Annotated in this window: 18 protein-coding genes; 16 read left to right on the top strand and 2 right to left on the bottom strand. The window is 55.5% G+C overall.

What is annotated here, in order from left to right; all coding sequences use genetic code 11:
- From M3G15_RS19375 to M3G15_RS19360, 4 genes are all read left to right on the top strand, one after another.
- Positions 1-900 (top strand): ABC transporter ATP-binding protein (locus M3G15_RS19375; protein ID WP_260071808.1); only part of this gene is annotated, 900 nt, incomplete at its 5' end.
- A 186-nt stretch (positions 901-1,086) separates the two neighbouring features.
- Positions 1,087-2,610 (top strand): MDR family MFS transporter, encoded by a 1,524-nt coding sequence (locus M3G15_RS19370; protein WP_260071807.1) that lies wholly within the window; start codon positions 1,087-1,089, stop codon positions 2,608-2,610.
- A 155-nt stretch (positions 2,611-2,765) separates the two neighbouring features.
- A complete protein-coding gene (locus tag M3G15_RS19365) occupies positions 2,766-3,107 on the top strand; it encodes a hypothetical protein (protein ID WP_009224084.1) in 342 nt (113 codons plus the stop codon).
- A 25-nt stretch (positions 3,108-3,132) separates the two neighbouring features.
- Entirely contained in the window at positions 3,133-3,306 is a 174-nt protein-coding gene (locus M3G15_RS19360) for a hypothetical protein (RefSeq protein ID WP_260071806.1), read from the top strand.
- Between the two features lie 178 nt (positions 3,307-3,484).
- Here the strand turns inward: M3G15_RS19360 and M3G15_RS19355 are convergent, their stop codons facing one another.
- Complete coding sequence (locus M3G15_RS19355; RefSeq protein WP_009224086.1) at positions 3,485-3,952, bottom strand: MarR family winged helix-turn-helix transcriptional regulator; 468 nt, start codon at positions 3,950-3,952, stop codon at positions 3,485-3,487.
- Positions 3,953-4,218: 266 nt separating this feature from the next.
- Between M3G15_RS19355 and M3G15_RS19350 the strand changes: the two genes are divergently transcribed.
- The 9 genes from M3G15_RS19350 (at position 4,219) to M3G15_RS19310 (ending at position 14,647) form a co-directional block, all read left to right on the top strand.
- Positions 4,219-5,559 carry an MFS transporter gene (locus tag M3G15_RS19350; protein ID WP_260071805.1) on the top strand — a complete coding sequence of 447 codons (1,341 nt, stop codon included), beginning with the start codon at positions 4,219-4,221 and terminating at the stop codon, positions 5,557-5,559.
- A 10-nt stretch (positions 5,560-5,569) separates the two neighbouring features.
- Entirely contained in the window at positions 5,570-5,950 is a 381-nt protein-coding gene (locus M3G15_RS19345; RefSeq protein ID WP_260071804.1) for an ATP-binding cassette domain-containing protein, read from the top strand.
- Between the two features lie 336 nt (positions 5,951-6,286).
- Positions 6,287-8,149, top strand: coding sequence for a 3D-(3,5/4)-trihydroxycyclohexane-1,2-dione acylhydrolase (decyclizing) (iolD, locus tag M3G15_RS19340; RefSeq protein ID WP_260071803.1), 1,863 nt, complete (start codon positions 6,287-6,289; stop codon positions 8,147-8,149).
- Positions 8,150-8,177: 28 nt separating this feature from the next.
- Complete coding sequence (iolE, locus tag M3G15_RS19335; protein WP_260071802.1) at positions 8,178-9,095, top strand: myo-inosose-2 dehydratase; 918 nt, start codon at positions 8,178-8,180, stop codon at positions 9,093-9,095.
- Entirely contained in the window at positions 9,092-10,108 is a 1,017-nt protein-coding gene (gene iolC / locus M3G15_RS19330; RefSeq protein WP_009224091.1) for a 5-dehydro-2-deoxygluconokinase, read from the top strand. Before iolE ends, iolC begins: the two co-directional genes overlap by 4 nt.
- A 48-nt stretch (positions 10,109-10,156) precedes the next feature.
- Positions 10,157-11,608, top strand: a complete 1,452-nt coding sequence (locus M3G15_RS19325) for a CoA-acylating methylmalonate-semialdehyde dehydrogenase (protein WP_260071801.1) — start codon at positions 10,157-10,159, stop codon at positions 11,606-11,608.
- A 29-nt stretch (positions 11,609-11,637) separates the two neighbouring features.
- Entirely contained in the window at positions 11,638-12,687 is a 1,050-nt protein-coding gene (gene iolG / locus M3G15_RS19320; RefSeq protein ID WP_260071800.1) for an inositol 2-dehydrogenase, read from the top strand.
- 4 nt (positions 12,688-12,691) lie between these two features.
- Complete coding sequence (gene iolB / locus M3G15_RS19315) at positions 12,692-13,528, top strand: 5-deoxy-glucuronate isomerase (protein ID WP_260071799.1); 837 nt, start codon at positions 12,692-12,694, stop codon at positions 13,526-13,528.
- A gap of 90 nt (positions 13,529-13,618) precedes the next feature.
- Complete coding sequence (locus M3G15_RS19310; protein ID WP_260071798.1) at positions 13,619-14,647, top strand: LacI family DNA-binding transcriptional regulator; 1,029 nt, start codon at positions 13,619-13,621, stop codon at positions 14,645-14,647.
- Positions 14,648-14,764: 117 nt separating this feature from the next.
- Here the strand turns inward: M3G15_RS19310 and M3G15_RS19305 are convergent, their stop codons facing one another.
- A complete protein-coding gene (locus tag M3G15_RS19305; RefSeq protein ID WP_009224096.1) occupies positions 14,765-16,033 on the bottom strand; it encodes a BaiN/RdsA family NAD(P)/FAD-dependent oxidoreductase in 1,269 nt (422 codons plus the stop codon).
- A gap of 129 nt (positions 16,034-16,162) precedes the next feature.
- On the opposite strand from M3G15_RS19305, the gene M3G15_RS19300 reads away from it, so the two are divergent.
- From M3G15_RS19300 to nadE, 3 genes are all read left to right on the top strand, one after another.
- Positions 16,163-17,860, top strand: a complete 1,698-nt coding sequence (locus M3G15_RS19300; RefSeq protein WP_009224097.1) for a two-component system sensor histidine kinase NtrB — start codon at positions 16,163-16,165, stop codon at positions 17,858-17,860.
- Positions 17,861-18,003: 143 nt separating this feature from the next.
- Positions 18,004-18,438, top strand: a complete 435-nt coding sequence (locus M3G15_RS19295; protein ID WP_009227056.1) for a BrxA/BrxB family bacilliredoxin — start codon at positions 18,004-18,006, stop codon at positions 18,436-18,438.
- A 283-nt stretch (positions 18,439-18,721) separates the two neighbouring features.
- Positions 18,722-19,531, top strand: coding sequence for an ammonia-dependent NAD(+) synthetase (gene nadE, locus M3G15_RS19290; RefSeq protein ID WP_009227057.1), 810 nt, complete (start codon positions 18,722-18,724; stop codon positions 19,529-19,531).
- Positions 19,532-20,349: the final 818 nt, after the last annotated feature.

The raw sequence follows: 20,349 nt of genomic DNA, 5'->3' as shown, positions 1-20,349 counted from the left end.
GCAGGCCCAGGCCCAAGCGGCGGCGGCCCGGAGGGGCACGCCGCCCTTGCTAAGGCGACGGCAGCGGAGCTCGCCTCAGCGCCGGCCCCAGCCCCGGCGCGTGTCTCGGCCGTCTCGGCTGAGCTCGCTCAAGCTCCAGCCGAGCACACGCCCGCCGCCGAGCGTCCCGCAGCGCCCGCCCCGGCTCCCGCGGCCGCTGCGCCGGTGTTCCGCACCCCCCTGCTCGAAGCGCGCGGGCTCAGCTACGCCTTCGCCCGCGGGGCCGAGCCGGTGCTGCGGGATGTTAGCCTCACGCTGTACCCTGGCGAATGGCGGCTGCTGTGCGGGGACAACGGCTCCGGCAAAACCACATTGTCCCGCCTGCTGATGGGCCTTCTGCGCCCGCCCAAAGGGACGGTGTTCTGGCAGGGCAAGGATACCGCTCGCCGGACGCTGTACGATCTGGCGTCCGAGATCGGCTACGTGTTCCAGCAGCCGGAGCAGCAATTCGTTGCTTCGACGGTGCTGGACGAGCTGCTGTACAGCCCGCGCGCTGAGCTTGGGCTGCGGCCGCGGGATCCTGTGCCGGAGGAATGGCGGCAGCGCGCGGAACGGATGCTGGAGGCGATCGGCTTAAGCGGTAAAACCGGCGATTCCCCGTATTGGTTAAGCGGCGGGGAGAAGCGGCTCCTGAGCGCAGCCTCTGTCATGATCTGCCCGAAGCGGCTGTATATTCTCGATGAGCCCACGGCGGGCATCGATTACAGCGGTGTCCGCTTGTTAACGGCTTTGTGCCGTGAGGCGCTGGACCAAGGTGCCGCGCTGATCATGATCACCCATGAGCCGGAGTTGTTTGAAGGCCAACGGGTCAAGCGTTGGCGGATCGCGGAAGGGCAGCTTCAGGACGAAGAGCGGGATTAAAGCTGGACAGGAAACGGTACGATAACGATGAAGCAGACGATCCAATAGACGATACGTAAACATGCGGACGACAAACCAGGAAAGGGCCTGTGTTTGTTGTCCGCTTTCTTTTTTCAGAGGGTTGAATTATAATGAGTGTTTATGGAATCCTTGCCCGGAAAGTAAAGAAAGGAAGTTTTATTCATCATGAAACCAATGCAATTGAAACGGAATTATATTTTAACGGGCTTGCTGCTGTCCACGTTTTTAGCGGCGATCGAAGGGACTGTCATCGGTCCGGCAGGCCCGCGGATCGTTGGCGATCTGGGCGGCGCCCGGCTGCTGAGCTGGGTGTTTACCGCCTATTTGCTGACCATGTCCGTCACTACGCCGATTTTTGGGAAAATCAGCGATTTGTACGGCCGCAAACCGGTGTTTGTGATCAGTTCCCTGCTGTTCTTGGCGGGTTCGGTCCTGTCCGGCACGGCGCACAGCATGGGACAGCTGATCGGGTTCCGCGCCTTGCAGGGGATCGGAGCCGGCGGCCTGCTGCCGGTGACGTTTACGATTATCGGCGACATTTATTCCATCGAGGAACGCTCCAAGATTCAGGGCTGGATCAGCTCGGTTTGGGGCATTTCTTCTTTGATCGGGCCGCTGCTGGGCGGATATGTCGTGGATTCATTGAATTGGCGTTGGGCATTCTATTTTAATGTACCGTTTGGCCTGCTGTCGCTCTATTTCATCATCGTCTATCTGCATGAACAGATTGAAAAACGGAAGGTGAAGGTGGACTATTTGGGAGCGGTCACCTTTACGATTGGCGTTTCCGCTTTGCTGATTGGGCTGGCGACGGGCGGACAACAGTTTGATTGGGTTTCGCCTTGGCTGATCGGGATTTTTGCTGTGGCGGCCTGCTTCCTGGTGCTGTTCTTCGTCGTTGAGCAACGGGCCGAGGAACCGCTGGTGCCGCTGAAGCTGTTCCGTATCCGGGATATCGCCTTCTCCAATATCACCAGTCTGTTGGCAAGCGCCCTGCTCATCGGGTTAACCTCGTATCTGCCGCTCTGGGTTCAAGGAGTGCAGGGGCAAAATGCGACGACCTCCGGTCTCGTACTCGCCCCCATGTCCATCGGTTGGATGCTTGGCTCGGTGTTGGGCGGCCGTTGGATCATTACCCGCGGCTCCCGTAACACTTCGCTGATCGGAATGGTGATCATCGCCCTCGGTGCGTTAGGATTGGCTACGATCCAAGGCGGAACACCGATCTGGCCGCTGTTGATTTATAACGCGCTGTACGGGATCGGGTTTGGTTTTTCGTTTACCGTATTTACGATCATCTCCCAATCCTCCGTTGGTTATAACCTGCGCGGCGCCTCTACGGCGCTAAATTCCTTCGTCAAATCGATTGGGCAGACGATTGGGGTCACCGCCTTTGGTACCTTGATTAATCTGCAGATTGTTGCCCAGACGAAGAATGGCACGGCGGCAGGGATCCCGATCTCTCAGGATGATATCGATCAGCTGCTGTCTCCGGAAAAAGTCCACTTGCTCGCCCCCAAGCTATGGAGTGAGCTAAAGGATGTACTGGCACAAAGCCTGCATACGCTGTTTATCGTGATGGCTGTGCTTGGCATCGTTGGCATCCTATGCGCTTTCGGGCTGCGTAACCAGGCACCGGAGCAGGAGGAGGACGTCGAGGCGGGCGAGCCCTCTATAGATAGAGCTTAACTTCATATGGGGTTACAGCGGGCGGTCCCTTCATGGGACGGCCCGTTTTGCTTTTTGGCGGACCTTGGGTAGCCGCGGTCTACAGTCTCTTTTGCATCAAACGGTATAAAAAAGCCTGCCTCTCCGCACCTTAACAGAAAAGGGGAGGTGTAACTATGAACAAGGTCATGAACGTTGACCAACACACGCTCGTCAACGCTTGGCAGAAGCAGCTGCCGGAATACTTGAACCCGGGAGACTCCGTACAGGTGCAAGCTGATGGGGCGGACCCCCAGGGGCTGCGGATTCATATCAATGCGGCGGGACATCAGCTTTATTCCTTCGATTTTCAATGCTCTTATATGGACCCGCGCGAGGTTCGTGTCGAGCTGGTAGATGTGGAGCGGGATGGGCAGGCCATTGCGGAGAACAGCCAGGAAATTCAGGAGTTAACCGGAGACTATGTCCGTCATATTCATGAATGCGCGCAAGCTTTGGCGCCGCTGACGAACCCTTAACAACGAGAAAGCGAGGACCTATGCGATGGCACGAAGCAAATCGGGAATCGATAAAAATTTGACGAATGTCGTAGAGGATCTGGACCGGACCCCGGTCAACGCACACCAAGCCCAGCAGATGCAGCAAAAGGTGAATGACCGCCGGCACCGCGACATTAACAACCGCGACCACAACAAGGATATGGATCCGACCCATTAGGGTTTGGAGCATTCCATAAAAAATCACCTTATCGGGCTCATGGTCCTGAGATAAGGTGATTTCATCACTCTATTCTATGTAAGGGAATTCTCACGGTAAGGGAATTCTCACGGATTTCCCGAAGTAGGCTGTGTCCAGGTTCATCATGCCGATGAGCCATGGAAACAGCCTATTTGTTTTATTTCCGCAGCAACGGGGCAAGCTTCTCGGCTTCACGGCCCATTTTCTTCAGCAATTCGATCATGACCTTCTTCTCCTCATCCGTCAGCCCGCTCAGCGCGTGGTCAATCCGCTCCGCATACTCCGGATACAGCCGGTCCATCAGCTCTTTGCCTTTAGGTGTCAGATTGGCATAAATTACACGACGGTCGCGCGGGCAAGGCGTTCGGTGCAGCAAGCCGGCCGCTTCCAGCTTATCGATCACATACGTCACGTTCCCGCTTTGCAGCAGCAGCTTCGCGCCGATTTGTTGAATCGGCTGAGAGCCTTTGTAATACAGGACCTCCAGAACGGCAAAGGCCGTAGGATTAAATCCTTGGATTTTGCTCCCCATGACCGCATGCTCGTTGACGCTCTTAAATGATTTGGCAAAAACCCGGTACAAATGCAGTGACAAATCCGTTCCGCGTTGTTCGGTGGTCATCATGTGCATCCCGCCCTTATTTTATATTTGTGAATCTTTGAACTTGATCGAGTACTTGTAATCTTAAACCACCTTAGATTTAAAAAAAATATAATTTATCACAATTTGCGTCTTTTTTGTATGGAAATAAATGTAATTCTCTCTGCCTTAGGACCACAAAAATTTCATTCTGCGGCGCAGGGACGGAATCGGCCCCGAGACGGATGGAATCCCCCTTCCGTTTCATTAAGATAACTTCATAAATCAAAGCGGAGTAGGGGATGTCGAAGATGAGAAGATTGGGGAAAGGTTTGGCCAGCCGGGAAACTTCCGGCCTCTTGCGAAATCGTGCTTATTTAGCGCTGTTATCGGCGCAGTTGGTATCCAACATCGGCGACTGGTTGTATTTGCTCGCCTTGCTGACGATGGTTGGCTTGAAATGGCAGGCCACGCCTTGGGAAATTACAATGGTCTCGCTTTGTATGGTGTTGCCGGTATTGTTGGGCGGACCGTTGGCGGGCATGCTGGCGGACCGATTTGAACGCAAAAAGCTGATGGTCTTCTCCGACCTTGTGCGGTTTGGGGTGCTGCTCGGCTTCGTGTTCGTAACGGAGATCTGGCAGGTGTACGTCCTGTTAATCTTCAAGGGAATCTTGGACGTCATCTTCTCCCCGGCCAAGAACGGGAAAATTAAAGAGATTGTACCGCATGAGCAGTTGGAACAGGCCGTTTCCTACAGTGCGATCATTGAACAGGGCACCAAAATTATCGGTCCGGCTCTGGGCGGGATGCTGACGGCGGCATTTAGCGTAACCGTATGTTTTGTGGTGGATGCGGGAACCTTTCTCGTTTCGGCGCTCTTGTTAACCAAGGTGCCGGGCAAGTTGCGGAGCGTTGCAGCATTGTCGAAACCGGCGGAAGGGGAAGCCGGGGAATCAGCGGCATCCGGGAAACAGAAGCGGGGGTTTTGGGCAGAAATGGCGGCCGGCATCAAAATCATCGGCGGAATTCCGCTGCTTGCCATTGCCACATTGATCCTGTGCGCGTGTTTGCTCGTTCTGCAGATCGCCGATTCGCAAGCCGTGGTTTTGTTCCGGGAGATCCCTGGGGTGCCCGATGACTTGCTGGGGTGGTGCATTACGTTTAGCGGGGTAGGCACCTTAACTGCGGCGTGGCTCACGCAGCGCCTCAAGATCACTCCGCTGTATAAAATGGGGATCGGCGGAGCCATGCTGGGGTTGGTGTTCGCGGCAGCAGGCTTTATCGTGAGCCGGGTCACGTTTACCGACGGAGTCATGGCGTTGATGCTGGCATTGTTCGCATTCGCCGGATTAGGCGCGGGGATGACGTTTATCCCGTTCCAGGTCACGCTGCAGCAGCGGACCCCGGAAGCGGTGACCGGGCGCGTTTTTGGAACGGTATCGAGCTTGACCTCGACCGCAACGCTGATCGGACCGTTGTTTGGCGGCTCGCTGGTGACCGCCTTTGGGCCGGAACCCGCCTTCATTGTATCGGGCAGCCTGATGGCCGTCATCGGCTTCCTGCTCTTGTCGATTGCCCCGGCCATTATGAAGCGGGACCGCGCCGCAGCTGTACCGGCAGTGGAGACTGTGGGAGCTGTGGAGGCGTAATGGAACGGAAGTGAATATTCATCAGGCGGGATACGAGTCAGGGATGGCCGCCATCAAACAAATTTCGCTCGAAGTGAAGCCCGGTGTTCTTACCGGGCTGATCGGGCTTAACGGAGCGGGGAAGAGCACCACGCTGAAGGCGATTGTCCTGCTGCCGTTTGCGGACGCCGAGGTGACATTTCATGGCGGGGCGAACCATTATGCTTATATTCCGGAGCAGCCGGTATTTTACGATACGCTGACGTTATGGGAGCATTTGGGGCTGGCCGCCCGCAGCAAAACATCTATGACAACGATGGCGTCTAAGGCATCCACGGGCGTATTGCTCGCCAGATGGCTTGGCGGCTTCTCCCGTGAAATGGGCTTATCCTTCAGACGATGGAGATCGTAGGCGAGGGTAGCCCCCATTTAAATCATAGGATAGGTCATAAAGCGCTTTACTAGATCCGCGAAAAACAACCTGGTATTGTAATTCTGACGCCGGGTTGTTTTATTTTTTTGTTTGTCCGCGCTCGTCTCAAAAACCGCCGTTTCGACCGAGAAATTGAGAATTCCCGATTTTTCTAAACCTTTGTCGAGATCTACCCAAGCCCCAAAAAATGATTGCGCTCACTGCAAATTTATAGTAAAAAGTTAATTAAGCGCTTCACTTAATTTGAACATAGAAGTTTACGATAAATTGAAAGCGTTGTATTTTTAAGCGATTAATGAAAAGTGGGAGGGCAAAATGCGGACGATCCGGCTTACAATGGCACAAGCGTTGTTAAGGTTTCTGGACAATCAATACGTATCCGTCGACGGTGTCGAGACGAAGTTCGTGGCTGGGGTCATGGGCATCTTTGGCCATGGCAATGTAACGGGCATCGGGGAGGCGCTGGAACGAAGCCCAGGCAAGCTAGTATACGTGCAAGGCAAGAACGAGCAAGGCATGGCCCATGCGGCGATCGCGTTTGCGAAGCAATCGCGGCGCCGGCGCATCTACGCGTGCACGACCTCGATAGGTCCTGGCGCGCTGAACATGGTGACCGCAGCCGGGACGGCAACGGTCAATCGTATCCCGCTGCTGCTATTGCCCGGCGACAACTTCGCCTCACGGCAGCCTGATCCGGTGCTGCAGCAACTGGAAGCCGGCCACGACTACACGATCGCGGCGACGGATTGCTTCAAGCCGGTAAGCAAGTATTGGGATCGCATCGTTCGTCCGGAGCAGTTGATGACCGCAGCGCTGAACGCGATGCGCGTGCTGACGGACCCGGCAGAGACGGGGGCGGTGACGCTTGCGCTTCCGCAGGATGTTCAGGCAGAGGCTTATGATTACCCGGAGGCGTTTTTTGACAAGCGGGTGCATGTCATTGAGCGGCATCGTCCGTCTGAGGAGGCGCTCCGTCGGGCGGCGGAAGCCATCTCAGCCAAGCGCCGTCCGATCATCGTTGCAGGCGGCGGCGTGCGTTATTCTTGGGCGGAGGCTGAGCTGGCGGCATTCGCCGAGCGCTTTGGCATTCCGGTGGCGGAGACGCAGGCGGGCAAAGGCGTCCTGCCTTGGAACCATCCGCTTAATGTCGGCGGCATTGGAGTCACCGGCGGCCTCGCGGCGAATCGGCTCGCCCATCAGGCCGATCTCGTCATCGGCGTCGGTACGCGGTATTCCGACTTTACGACCGCATCCAAGTCGGCGTACCGGGAAGACGCGCTGTTTGTGAATGTGAACGTCAGCCGGCTGGACGGCGTCAAGCTGGACGGGATCCCGCTTGCGGGAGATGCGAAGGCAACGCTGCCGGCGCTTGCGGAAATTTTGGCGGCGGCGGGGTATGCGTCAGCTTACGGCGAAACGGAGATCGAAGCGCTCAAGGCCGAGTGGGATCGGGAGGTCGACCGGTTATATGGGCTGGAACGCGAAGACGGGCTTGCGCAGACACGTGCGCTTGGGGTGATCAATAAGACGATCGGCGACGAAGCGGTTATCGTATGCGCAGCGGGCAGTCTGCCCGGCGACCTGCAGCGGCTGTGGCGGACGTCCCGGCCGGATACCTACCATATGGAATACGGCTTCTCCTGTATGGGCTATGAAGTGAGCGGCGCCTTTGGGGTCTCGCTGGCGGCGCCGCAGCGGGACGTATACGCCTTGGTCGGGGATGGCAGCTATTTGATGCTTCACTCCGAGCTGCTCACCAGCTTGCAGGAAGGGCGGAAAATCACGGTCCTGCTGTTTAATAACCACGGCTTCCAATGTATTCACAACTTGCAGCGCGAGCATGGAAGCGACGGATTTGGCAACGAATTCCGTTATCGGGAGGGCGGCACAGGCCGCTACACGGGCGAGGTGCTTCCCATCGACTTCGCCGCGCACGCCCGCAGTCTTGGTGCAGCTTCGTATAAGGCAGCGAACACGGAGGAGCTGCGCGAGGCGCTTCGCCTGGCCCAGGCAGAGACGCGGACGACGCTGATCGAGATCGCGGTGCTGCCGGGCACCAACACGGAGGGCTACGAGTCCTGGTGGAACGTCGGCGTCCCCGCCGTCTCGACGGGCGAGCGGGTTGTTAAGGCCCACGAAGCCATGAACGAGCGCATTCGGCAGGCAAGAGCTTATTAATCGAAACCGGCAACGGGGAGGGATGAGGATGAGAGGTTTTTCTTTTCGCTTAGGGGCGCATCCGATTAATTGGGTGGGGGAAGACGTCAAGGAGCATGGAGCGGACACGACGTACGAACAAATCCTGGATGATATCCAAGCGCTGGGCCTGACGGGAACGGAGATGGGGAGAAAATATCCAACCGAGATCGGCGTGCTGAAGCAGGAGTTGTCCAAACGCGGCATCCAACTGGTCTCGCAATGGAAGTCGGTGCTCTTCTCTGATCCGGCTTATCGGGAGCAGGAACTGGAGGCATACCGGAAGCATGTAAAGTTTCTGAAAGAGATGGGGGCTGAGGTGATAAGCACGTGTGAAGTTGGCGGTTCACTGCACTTTGATCCGCGACGAACGCCAAACGAGCGGAACGTTATTTCTTTGGACGATGCGGGATGGAGCAGCTTGGCTGAAGGTCTTAACGCTGCCGGCCGCATCGCCCGCGAGTACGGGCTGAAGCTGACCTACCACCACCATGGCGGCACGGTCATCGAAGGGCCCGATGAGATCGACAAGCTGATGGAGCTGACCGATCCGGAATCGGTGTGGCTGCTGTTTGATACCGGGCACGCGCTGTACGGCGGGGCGGACCCGCTGACAGTGCTCCGCAAGCATTACGACCGCATCGCCTACGTTCATCTGAAGGACGTGCGCGACGACAGGCTGCGTAAGCTAAAAGAAGCCGGCTCCGACTTCATCACCTGCATTCGTGAAGGCGTATTCACGGTTCCGGGCGACGGCTGCATCGATTTTGGGCCGATCATCGCTGAGCTGATCAGCCGCGGTTACAGCGGTTGGGCCATGCTTGAGGGCGAGCAGGATCCGGCGGAGCATCCGCCGCGGGAATATGCAGCGAAGGCGCTTGCCTATCTGCACTCGCTGATTCCGGCTGAAGGAGGGGACCCTTCATGACAACGTTGGTTTCGCTGTTCCCGGAGAACCGGAGGTTTGACCTCACGGCGCTTGGACGGCTATGTATTGACCTTAACGCGAACGAAATTAACCGCCCGATGGAGCAGACGGTGACGTTCACCAAGTATGTTGGGGGTTCGCCCGCGAATATTGCCATCGGCATGAGCCGGCTCGGCCGGCGCGTCGCCTTCATCGGTAAATTGGCCGACGATCAGATGGGCCGATTTATTCGAACGTACCTGCGCGATAACGGCATCGACGACAGCGGCGTCTCGACGGACCACACCGGCGCGGTCACCGGGCTTGCGTTCACGGAAATCAAGAGCCCTACGGATTGCAGCATCCTGATGTATCGGGATAATGTGGCCGATCTGAAGCTTGGCCCGCTGGAGGTGAATGAATCGCTGATTGCGGAGAGCAGAGCGCTCTTGATCTCGGGTACAGCACTGGCCGCAAGTCCGTCTCGGGAGGCGGTATTCGTCGCCCTGGAGTATGCCCGGGCTCACGGGACTCCGGTCGCTTTTGATATCGACTATCGGCCTTATACCTGGAAATCGCCGGAGGAAACGGCGGTGTACTGCCACCTTGTAGCGGAGAAAAGCGACATCATCCTCGGGACGCGCGAGGAATTCGACAGCATGGAGCGATTCGAGCAGAATTCCGACCGCAGTGACCGGTACACCGCTGCCAAGTGGTTCGATCGCGGTGCGAAGCTCGTCGTCATCAAGCATGGCAAGGAGGGGTCCATCGCCTATACGGAGGATGGCCTGGAGCATCGCGCTCCGTCGTATCCAGCAAAGGTCATCAAGACGTTTGGGGCCGGCGATGCCTATGCTTCCGGCTTCCTTCACGGACTAATGTCCGGGTGGGATGTCGCCCGGAGCATGGCTTTTGGCGGGGCGGCAGCAAGTATTGTGATTTCGAGTCACAGCTGTTCGGACGCGATGCCCACTGCCAAAGCGGTGGAGGACTATATTCAGCGCTGCGAGCGCGGGGAGATTACAGCCGGTTAACTTGAGAGGCAAGTGGGCCGGCCTATAGAAACGGGGAGAACATGCGCTATGAACTCAACGACGCTAAACAACTGGATCGGCGGACAATGGGTTAAGTCCGCATCCGAACTAACGGAGGATGTCTACAACCCGGCAACAGGCGAAGTATTGGCGAAGGTGCCGTTGTCTACGCAGGCTGAGGTGGATCAGGCGGTTTCGGCTGCGGCCGAAGCTTTTACCGCATGGAGCCGGACACCGGTTCCGCGCCGTGCACGGGTGTTGTTTAAGTACCAGCAGCTGCTTGTGGAGCATTGGGATGAATTAGCCCGCCTGATTACGCAAGAGAACGGCAAAAGCTTTAACGAGGCGCACGGCGAAGTGCTGCGCGGCATCGAATGCGTCGAATTCGCCGCAGGTGTACCTTCGCTGATGATGGGGAAGCAGCTGCCGGATATTGCCTCGAACCTGGAATCCGGCATGTACCGCTACCCGCTCGGAGTTGTCGGTGGCATCACGCCGTTTAATTTTCCGATGATGGTGCCTTGCTGGATGTTCCCGCTGGCGATTGCGTGCGGCAATACGTTTGTGCTCAAGCCGTCCGAGCGGACGCCGCTGCTGGCGAACCGGCTGGCTGAACTGTTCCATGAGGCTGGCCTGCCGCCTGGCGTGCTGAACGTCGTACACGGTGCGCATGATGTTGTAAACGGCTTGCTGCAGCATCCCGGCGTCAAGGCGATCTCGTTTGTTGGCTCACAACCGGTGGCGGAATACGTGTACAAGACCGGTGCGGCCAACGGCAAACGCGTTCAGGCATTGGCTGGGGCCAAAAACTATACGATCGTAATGCCGGACGCGGATCTTGACCTTGCCGTCAAGGAGATTATCAGCGCGGCGTTTGGCTCTGCTGGCGAGCGCTGCATGGCTTGCGCCGTTGTCGTTGCCGTTGGCGACATCGCGGACGAACTTGTCGCCAGACTGTCTGAAGCTGCGGACAGGATCAAGATCGGCAACGGTCTCGACGAAGGCGTGCTCCTTGGCCCGGTTATCCGGCAGTCGCACAAGGAACGGACGATTCGCTACATCGAAAGCGGCATTACCGAAGGCGCCGTGCTCGTTCGGGATGGCCGCGAAGATGCGGCGGCAAGCGGCGAAGGCTTTTTCCTCGGGCCAACGATCTTTGATCAGGTGAATGGCGAGATGGCGATCGGCAGAGATGAGATTTTTGCGCCGGTGTTGTCGGTCATGCGGGCGAAGACGTTGGAGGAAGCGATCGAACTCGCCAACCGCTCGGAATTCGCGAACGGGGCTTGTCTGTTCACGAGCAGCGGCGCCAACGTTCGGACCTTCCGGGAGACCATTGACGCTGGGATGCTGGGCATTAATTTGGGCGTGCCTGCACCAATGGCGTTCTTCCCGTTCTCCGGTTACAAGAAGTCGTTCTACGGCGACTTGCATGCGAACGGCACAGACGGGGTCGAATTTTATACGCGCAAAAAAATGGTGACCGCTCGCTGGTTGTAACCAAGCTGAAGTTAAGTGGGAGGAACGACATGGATAAATTAAGAATCGGCGTCATCGGCGCCGGGAGAATCGGCAAAATTCACGTGGGTAATCTCAAAAGACTGCCGCAAGCAGAGGTCATCGCGATCAGCGACTTGTATGCGGACGCCGAATTGGAGAAGTGGGCACGGGAGAGGGAGATTCCGCTCGTCACGAACGACAGCGACGCGATGATTCATCATCCTGACATCGATGCGGTATTCATCTGCTCGTCCACAGACAGCCATGTTCCGCTCATCAAGAGCGCTGCAAGAAACGGTAAGCATATTTTTTGTGAAAAGCCAATCAGCATGGATATCCGTCAGACGGAGGAGGCGCTGGAGGAGGTGCGCCGTGCCGGCGTGAAGCTGCAGGTGGGCTTCAACCGCCGGTTCGATCACAATTTCCGCCGCGTCCGCGAGCATGTCGAGTCGGGGGCAATCGGTGACGTACATCTTATTAAAATTACGTCCCGCGATCCGAGTCCACCTCCGGAAGCCTACATCGCGGTATCCGGCGGCATCTTCATGGACATGATGATCCATGACTTCGACATGGCGCGCTATTTGTCCGGCAGCGAGGTGGTGGAAGTGTCCGCGCACGGCGGGGTGCTGATCGATCCCGCTTTTGCGAAATACGACGATGTGGATACGGCGATCGTGACGCTGCGCTTTGCTAACGGCGCGTTGGGCGTGATCGATTGCAGCCGTCAAGCGGCGTACGGTTATGACCAGCGTGCGGAAGCGTTTGGCTCGCTTGGCGCGGCATACGCCGACAACGACTACGCCAACACGGTGGCGCTTAGCACGTCGTCAGGCGTGCAGAGCGATAAGCCGTTATACTTCTTCCTCGAGCGCTATAACGAGGCGTACATCCTGGAGACGCAGCAATTTATTGACTGCGTGTTAAGCGGCACACCGGTTCCGGTTGACGGTGAGGACGGCTTGCAGGCGGAGCGGATCGCTCGGGCAGCGAAGCTGTCGCTTCAGGAACGGCGGATCGTCAAGCTGTCAGAGCTGGATGTGGCCGGATCGATCCATGCTGAACGCGAAGGGAGATGAGAAAATGCCAAATCTAATCGTTCGTCCTGACAAGGGAGCGTCGGGCGAGCTCCCGCTGCTGTCGGTGACGCCGGAATCCGCCGGTTGGAGCTATGTCGGCTTTGACGTGTACCGGCTGAAGCCTGGGGAGAAAATCGAACGGAGTACAGAGGATCGGGAATACTGCCTGGTGATTTTGGAAGGGAAGGCCCACGTATCAACGGCAGAGACCCGGTGGGAGGCGGTTGGCGAGCGGATGAGCGTATTTGAACGCATTCCCCCGTATGCGGTCTATGTGCCGGGCGGCAATCGGTACGAAATTGAAGCGGTGACCGAGTTGGAGCTGGCGGTCTGCCATGCGCCGGATCGGAATGGCGGCCATCCGGCTCGCCTGATCGGGCCAGAGGATATGGACAGCGAAGTCCGGGGAGAAGGGGTGACGCAGCGATATATTCACCATATTTTGCCGGAACAGAAGCCTGCGGACAGCTTGCTCGTTGTCGAGGTGTTTACGCCTCCGGGGCATTGGTCCAGCTATCCCCCGCACAAGCATGATCAGGATGCCCTGCCCGATGAAACGTTGCTGGAGGAGACGTATTATTACCGGGTGAACCCGCCGCAAGGTTTTGCCGTTCAGCGCGTGTATACGGACGACGGCTCGCTTGATTCAACGCTGGCGATAAAGGATGGGGAGACGGTGCTCGTGCCAAAGGGCTATCATCCGGTGTCTGCGCCTCCGGGTTACGACGTCTATTATCTCAACGTCATGGCCGGTCCCGTCCGCACCTGGAAGATCCGCAACGACCCGGACCACGCATGGACGCTCGAACCGGCAGGCATGCGCAAGACTCAACCCGATTGAACATTTGCAAAGGCAAATAAATCATCGGATAATAGCACAATAGAGAGCGGTAACGCTCGGACTACTATCCGATAATGAATGAGGTTGTTTATGAAAGGGACTACGATTTACGACGTTGCCAAGGAAGCGGGCGTGTCGATTGCGACCGTCTCCAACGTCATTAACGGCAAAGGCAACGTGGGCAAGAAGAAGCGGGAAGAAATCTTTAAGGTGATGGACCGACTTCAATACAAGCCAAGCGTCATCGCATCCGCTTTGATGGGGAAGAAGACGTATACGCTGGGACTGCTGATTCCCGATGTGTCGAACCCGTTCTTCTCCGAAATCGCCCGGGCTGTGGAAGATATGGCCCATGAGGAAGGGTACAGCGTCATTGTATGCAGCACGGATAATAACGACGAACGCATCGAGAAATACATCAAGCTTCTGGAACAAAAAAGCGTGGATGGCCTGCTGATCGGCACCGGCGCTGAAAATGCCAACATTATTGCGCAACTGTCCGAAAATTCCGTTCCGATCGTGATGATCGCCCGGGAGACGCCGGATATCACTGTGCATCGTGTATTGACGGACGACTTTAAAGGCGGTTCGCTGGCGGCGGGTCATCTTCTACAGCTCGGGCACGAGAACGTTGCGATCTTGTCGGAGAACGCTAAGTTCAGCAGCAGTAAGGAGCGCGTGAGAGGGTTCCGATTTGCGCTGTTCGAGGCCGGCAAGACGCTGGACGACGAGCGGATTGTTGCCTGCCAATCCACGATCAAGGACGGCAAGCGGGCGACGACGATGCTGCTTCGCGGGCCCAATCCGCCGACAGCCATCTTCTGCTGCAACGATATGCTGGCGATCGGCGCGTTGCAGGCGGCTAGGGAATGCGGCGTCCGCGTCCCGGAGCAGCTGTCGATCATCGGCTTCGACAACACGATTTTGTCAACGGTCACGAACCCGACGCTGACCACGATTGACCAGCCGACGGACGAAATGGCGAAGCTGGCCTTTGGCTTGCTTCTCTCTTCGCCGGACGAAGGGAGCGACGACATCAAACAACGAATCGTTATGGAACCCAAGCTGATCGTCCGGGAATCCACGGGACCTGTACAACACGAAGCTGCCGGCCGTTGAGGCCGGCTCGCCGCATCGAACTGGCAGAAAGATTAGATGAACAACTGTCTAAATGATGGCAAACGGGACGCAGGCGGGATAAACCCCGCAGCGTCCCTTTTTCGTTGTTCCGGTCGGTTAACGCCCTATACTCAGCGCTGCGTTGCGGCCGGCGGTATACCCCGTGGCGAAAGCAGCAGTAATGTTGTATCCGCCGGTATAGCCGTGTACGTCCAGAATTTCGCCGCAGAAATAAAGTCCTGGCATCAGCTTCGATTGCATTGTTTTAGGATCGATTTCCTTTATATTCACGCCGCCGCCCGTTACAAAAGCTTCTTCAATCGATAACGTACCGTAGACCCGAATCGGGAAACGCTTAACCAACTGGGCGAATTGCAGCCACTTTTGCTTCGGAATGTGAGCGTAAGTCAGGTGAGGATCTAATTCGGCTTTTTGCAGCAGGATTGGAATGATTTTCTCAGGCAAATACGCTCTTAATACGTTTTTAATTGACTTTTTGGGATCTTGTTCAGCAAGCTTCAGCGTTTCGTTGTAGACTTCATCCTTGCTTTTATCGGGAGTAAAGTCAACGGAAACTTCAATATTCCCCGTGCCGAACTGCTTTAGAGCTTTGACAACGAACTGACTGCACCGTAAAGCAATTGGTCCTGAAATCCCGAAGTGCGTAAACAGCATGTCGCCATGATGCTCGATCAGCTTCTTCCCCTTAGGATTCCATACGGAAAGGGATACGTTTCTTAAGGACAGCCCTTGCAGCTCCTTGCTTTGAATAAAAGGTTCATTCGAAGTGAGCGGAACTTCTGTTGGAAAAAGTTCAGTAATCGTGTGGCCGGCTTTCTCTGCCCAGGCATATCCGTCACCGGTCGACCCGGTTTGCGGGACGGATTTCCCTCCAACAGCGACAATCACCGCATGGCTCTCCAGCACTTCTCCGGTTTTCAGCTTGACGCCGACGGTTCGACCATTGTCGTAAAGAACTTCCGCTACGGGGCTATTTACCCGGATTTGAACACCTTGGGAGCGTACTTTGTTGATCAGCGCATCTACCACGGTCTTGGCTTTATCGGAGACAGGGAACATCCTCCCGTTGTCTTCTTCTTTGAGCCTAATCCCGAGTCCTTCAAAGAAAGCGATAATATCCTTATTGCCGAACGTGGTTAAAGCGCTGTAGAGGAAACGGCCGTTTCCGGGGATAAACTGGATGAGCTCGTCCAGCTCCTTGGCATTGGTGACATTACATCTTCCGCCGCCGGAGATGCCCAATTTACGTCCTAACTTGTCTCCCTTGTCCAATAAAAGAACTTTAGAACCCTGCTCACTTGCCGCAATGGCGGCCATCAGCCCGGAGGGGCCGCCGCCGATGACGATGACATCTGCTTTTTTCATGTAATATCCTCTCTATTTGTACTATTCTTACTATTTTATAAACCATGAATTATTGTAAAACTTTGTCGGCTATGATTTAATCGAAACTAGAGTCGTATTTTTGTATTCTTCCGCCAGAGGAGGGAGAACGTGGATGTTGTTAAAGAGATCCTGCTTCAAGTGCTGATCGCCAGTTTGCCTGCTTTTCTGTTTCCGTTGACGTTTGAGAAAACAAATTGCTGCTGGCCTCACAACAACCGTAGCGCCGAGGGACATCCCTATGCCGTAGGCTTAATGTATACCTGCTTCACCAGCATGTTGCTTTGCGATATTTTTGCCTCGCGGTTATGGGAAGTTTCCCCTTTAAATTTCGGGATATTGCCCCTGTTTGCTCTCATGCTGTATGGTCGGCTCCGGGACGGGGTTACTTTGGCTCTGCTGCAGATCATCCTTCATCCTCTGTTTGCAGTAAATTACACCCTTATCGGGTTTATCATGGAGACGGGAATTCTCCTGTATCCTTTTGTTCTGCTCACTTCCCGCTATTTCAAAAGAACCGGTCGCCAGGGCAAAGTAGCCATCCTCTCTCTCTACTTTATGGGCGGGGAGACGATGATAGGTATGTCTCCATTTTTGACCGGAAGCCTATCATTCCATTCAGACCTCAACGCTATAACGAATGGATTCATTAATGTGTTAGTGACGATGCTGGTCGGCAGCTTGTTCGTTTACATGATCGAAAGCACCTTGGAGAAGGAGAAGCTGCGCGGCCAAGTGATGCAGCTGTCGCGCGAATACTTCCGCGAAGCGGAGAAGCTTCAGCAAATGATGGACGCCGCTCCGCTAGGTATCGTACTGCTGGATCAACAAGGTTATATTATATCGATAAATGAAACGTTTCTCCAACTCTATCGGACGTACCAAAAAGAGCCGAACGAATCGCGACGCGAGGATCTGCTGCTGCGCCGGTTGAGCGATGTGCTCAGCGGCGTGCCGATTGAGTCCATCGCCTCCCGAGTCGAGCAGTCGCTCGAAGGGCAAACGAAAGTGACCGACTTAATCAAAGCGGATAATCATATTTATTTTACCAGTACGTCTCCGATTCAAAAAAGCAAATCCAACGAAGTGATCGGTGCGGTAGCTATCGTTCAGGATATCACCGAACTGGAAACGCTGCGGATGGAGCTGAACCATGTGGAGCGGCTGAGTCTGGTGGGTCAGATGGCTGCCGGGATCACGCACGAAATCCGCAATCCGATGGCGGTGGTGCGGGGCTTTCTGCAGCTCATGCGGGAGAAGAGCCCGCCAACGCTTGATCATTATTACCGGATCGTGATGGAGGAGCTCGATCGGGCCAATGGCATCATCAATGATTTTCTTTCCCTGGCGCAGAATCGTCCAGTTGAAAGTGAGAAATGCCATCTCCACGACATCATCAAGGAGCTGACGCCGTTGCTTTGGGCAGATGCGAACCTTCGCGGCCAAACGATCGAGGTCAAGCTGGATGATTCCATGCCGGAATTGTTGCTGAATGCCAAGGAGATTAAACAGCTGATCTTAAATCTGTCGCGTAATGCGATGGAGGCGATGGCTGAGAAAGGGCAGCTTACGCTTGAGACCAGAGTGACCGATCAGGGTGGACTGCTGGTGGTCAGCGATACAGGACCCGGGATTCCTTCCGGGCAACGTGAGAAGCTGTTCGAGCCATTTTTCACGACAAAAGCGAAGGGAACAGGGCTGGGGCTGGCGTTATGCCTTAGCATCGTCGAACGCCACGGTGGCAAAATTACCGTCGATTCGACAGAGGGTCAAGGCACAACTTTTACCGTTCTTTTTCCACTCTCCTAAGCCGGGGTTGGGCCATTTGACGTCGATAGGCAGAGTTGCTTTCCTTCCCTATGAATGTATAATTAAATTAATCTGGCTAAGAGCGAGGCGATTGCGAGAGCTCAAAATAGAGCCATGTGATTATGCATAAGGAGTGATGGGTAATGTCGATGTCATTTGACCAATATATGAGAGACATGGTACAACCGATGAGAGACGAATTAACCGTGCTGGGGATTCAAGAGCTGCGTACGCCGGAGGAAGTAGAAGAGAAGCTGCCAAACGCGAAAGGGACTGCGCTGGTCGTTGTCAATTCCGTCTGCGGATGCGCAGCGGGACAATGCCGCCCGGGCGTAGCGAAGGCGTTGCAGCATGACGTGACACCGGACCACCTGTTTACCGTGTTTGCGGGTCAAGATAAAGAAGCAACGGCGAAAGCACGCGAATACTTCGCACCGTATCCGCCTTCTTCGCCTTCGATCGCATTGATGAAGGACGGCGAGCTCGTCCATTTCATCGAACGCCACCAAATTGAAGACCGTTCGGCTGAAGAAATCGCCGCTGATCTGACCAGCGCGTTTGACCGCTTCTGCCGGTAAGCTGTAGCGATCTCCGATTGATAGCAGCAGCGGATCAGCCAGCTGACCTTGTAGCAGCCAGCCGTTCCGCCAGCGGATGAAGCAGCATCTAATCTGCCTGCCGACCTGGCGACAGACGATCCTTAAGCTGATCCAGCGACGCAATCTGCAGCCGACGAATGGCCGCTGATCTGACAGTTGCTTTCGCCCCGCCATCCAGCCTGTCTGGATGGTTCGGGGCGTTTTTCGATTTAGGGCATACTACTTACATAAGGTGTTATATCTTGGATGTGGAGGGATTTAGATGAGTTTGCAGCAGGAAATCATTAAGCGGTTTGGGGTTAAACCCGTCATTGACGTGGATGAGGAAATTCGCCGGCGGGTCGACTTTTTGAAGGAGCAGGTCAAAGCGGCGCGCACGACCGGCCTATTAATCGCGATCAGCGGCGGGATTGACAGCGCAGTAACCACCGGCTTGTGTAAACGGGCGACGGACGAGCTGACGCAGGAAACCGGCCAACCGTACATGACGTTGGGCGTGTTCCAGCCATACGGGAAGCAGGAGGACATCGAGCACAGCTACGAGGTGGCCAAGGCGTTTGGACTTAAGCATACGGTAGAGACGAATATTGAGGAAGCCGTAGACGAAATTGCCCTCGAAGTCGAGCACGGCTTGAAAAATATCGGGCAATCCCGTCACCTCAGCCCGCAAGGCAAAGGTAACGTGAAAGCGCGGACGCGGATGGTCATGCAATATGCGCTGGCTTTTGAGCTGAACCTGCTCGTTGTGGGCACCGACCATGCGTCCGAGGCGATTACCGGCTTTTACACCAAATGGGGCGATGGAGCCGTTGACGTTACGCCGCTCAGCTCGCTGAACAAACGCCAGGTTCGCCAGCTTGCCGTCCGCCTCGGCGTGCCGCAAAGCGTGATCGACAAGGCGCCAACCGCCGGCCTGTGGGAAGGGCAAACAGACGAGAAGGAGCTCGGAATCAGCTACGAAGATAACAGCGATTATCTGGAAGGCAAGCAGATCGATCCGGCCGTCCAAGAGCGCCTGGAGGCCTTCTACCGCAAAACCGAGCACAAGCGCAGCCCAATCCCGGGCATTTAATTAACACATAGATGATAGACGCGGGCCAATGCGGCCCCCAAGTTACCGGCACCCTTAACGCGGGCCCGGGCAAGCTGCCCGGAGCCCGCTTTTTTCTAGGGTAACATAGTACTTTTTCCGCTCTCTTTCTATGATTATCCCGTTGCATCAGGCAGTGAGTGAGAGAAAGAAGCAAATATGCACGGTAGAAGTAAGATGTTGCAAGAAAAACGATAAGTACGGTTATATGCGACAGGGGGAACAGTGTTCATCGTTCATCGTTCATCGTCTCTCTGCCGCCCCCTTTTTGATGATTATCCCGTTGAATCAGCTCGTGGGAAATAAGAAGGAAGGGAACACGTCCAATAGCAAAAAAGATGCTGCGAGAACTTCGATGGGCAGGATATAATTTGCGACAAAACCCCGGTACGGACATATTTCGCAAACACGCCTTATCGCAAATAAGCCTTATTGCAAATTGCCTTATACGGATAAAAACTACGTCAACACGTATTATATGGATAAACTACGTCAACACCGCCTTGTACGGATACATCCCCACAATGCGCATTAGTATGGATATCATGTGAATGGTCGATCAGCTGAGCTACGAAAGTCAGGTGGGAGGCTCCTAATTTGTGTTTTTCAGCATTCCGATTAGCACTTCTATCATTGCCTCTTAGTAGCCTCTTAGTATCTCGATTAGTAGCTTGATTAGCGGCTCGATTAACACTTCGATTTACGCGGCTGCTGCAAAGAACGGCTTCTTATGGTGTGCGTTCTGATGACTTGCGATTAATTGGCGGTAAGGGATCGCTGGAATGGACACGCACATCTGA

The sequence above is a fragment of the Paenibacillus sp. p3-SID1389 genome (genome assembly GCF_025151705.1).
Classification (GTDB): domain Bacteria; phylum Bacillota; class Bacilli; order Paenibacillales; family Paenibacillaceae; genus Fontibacillus; species Fontibacillus phoenicis.
The sequence above is the reverse complement of the archived record's forward strand: the minus strand, read 5'-3'. Positions and strand labels throughout refer to the sequence as shown.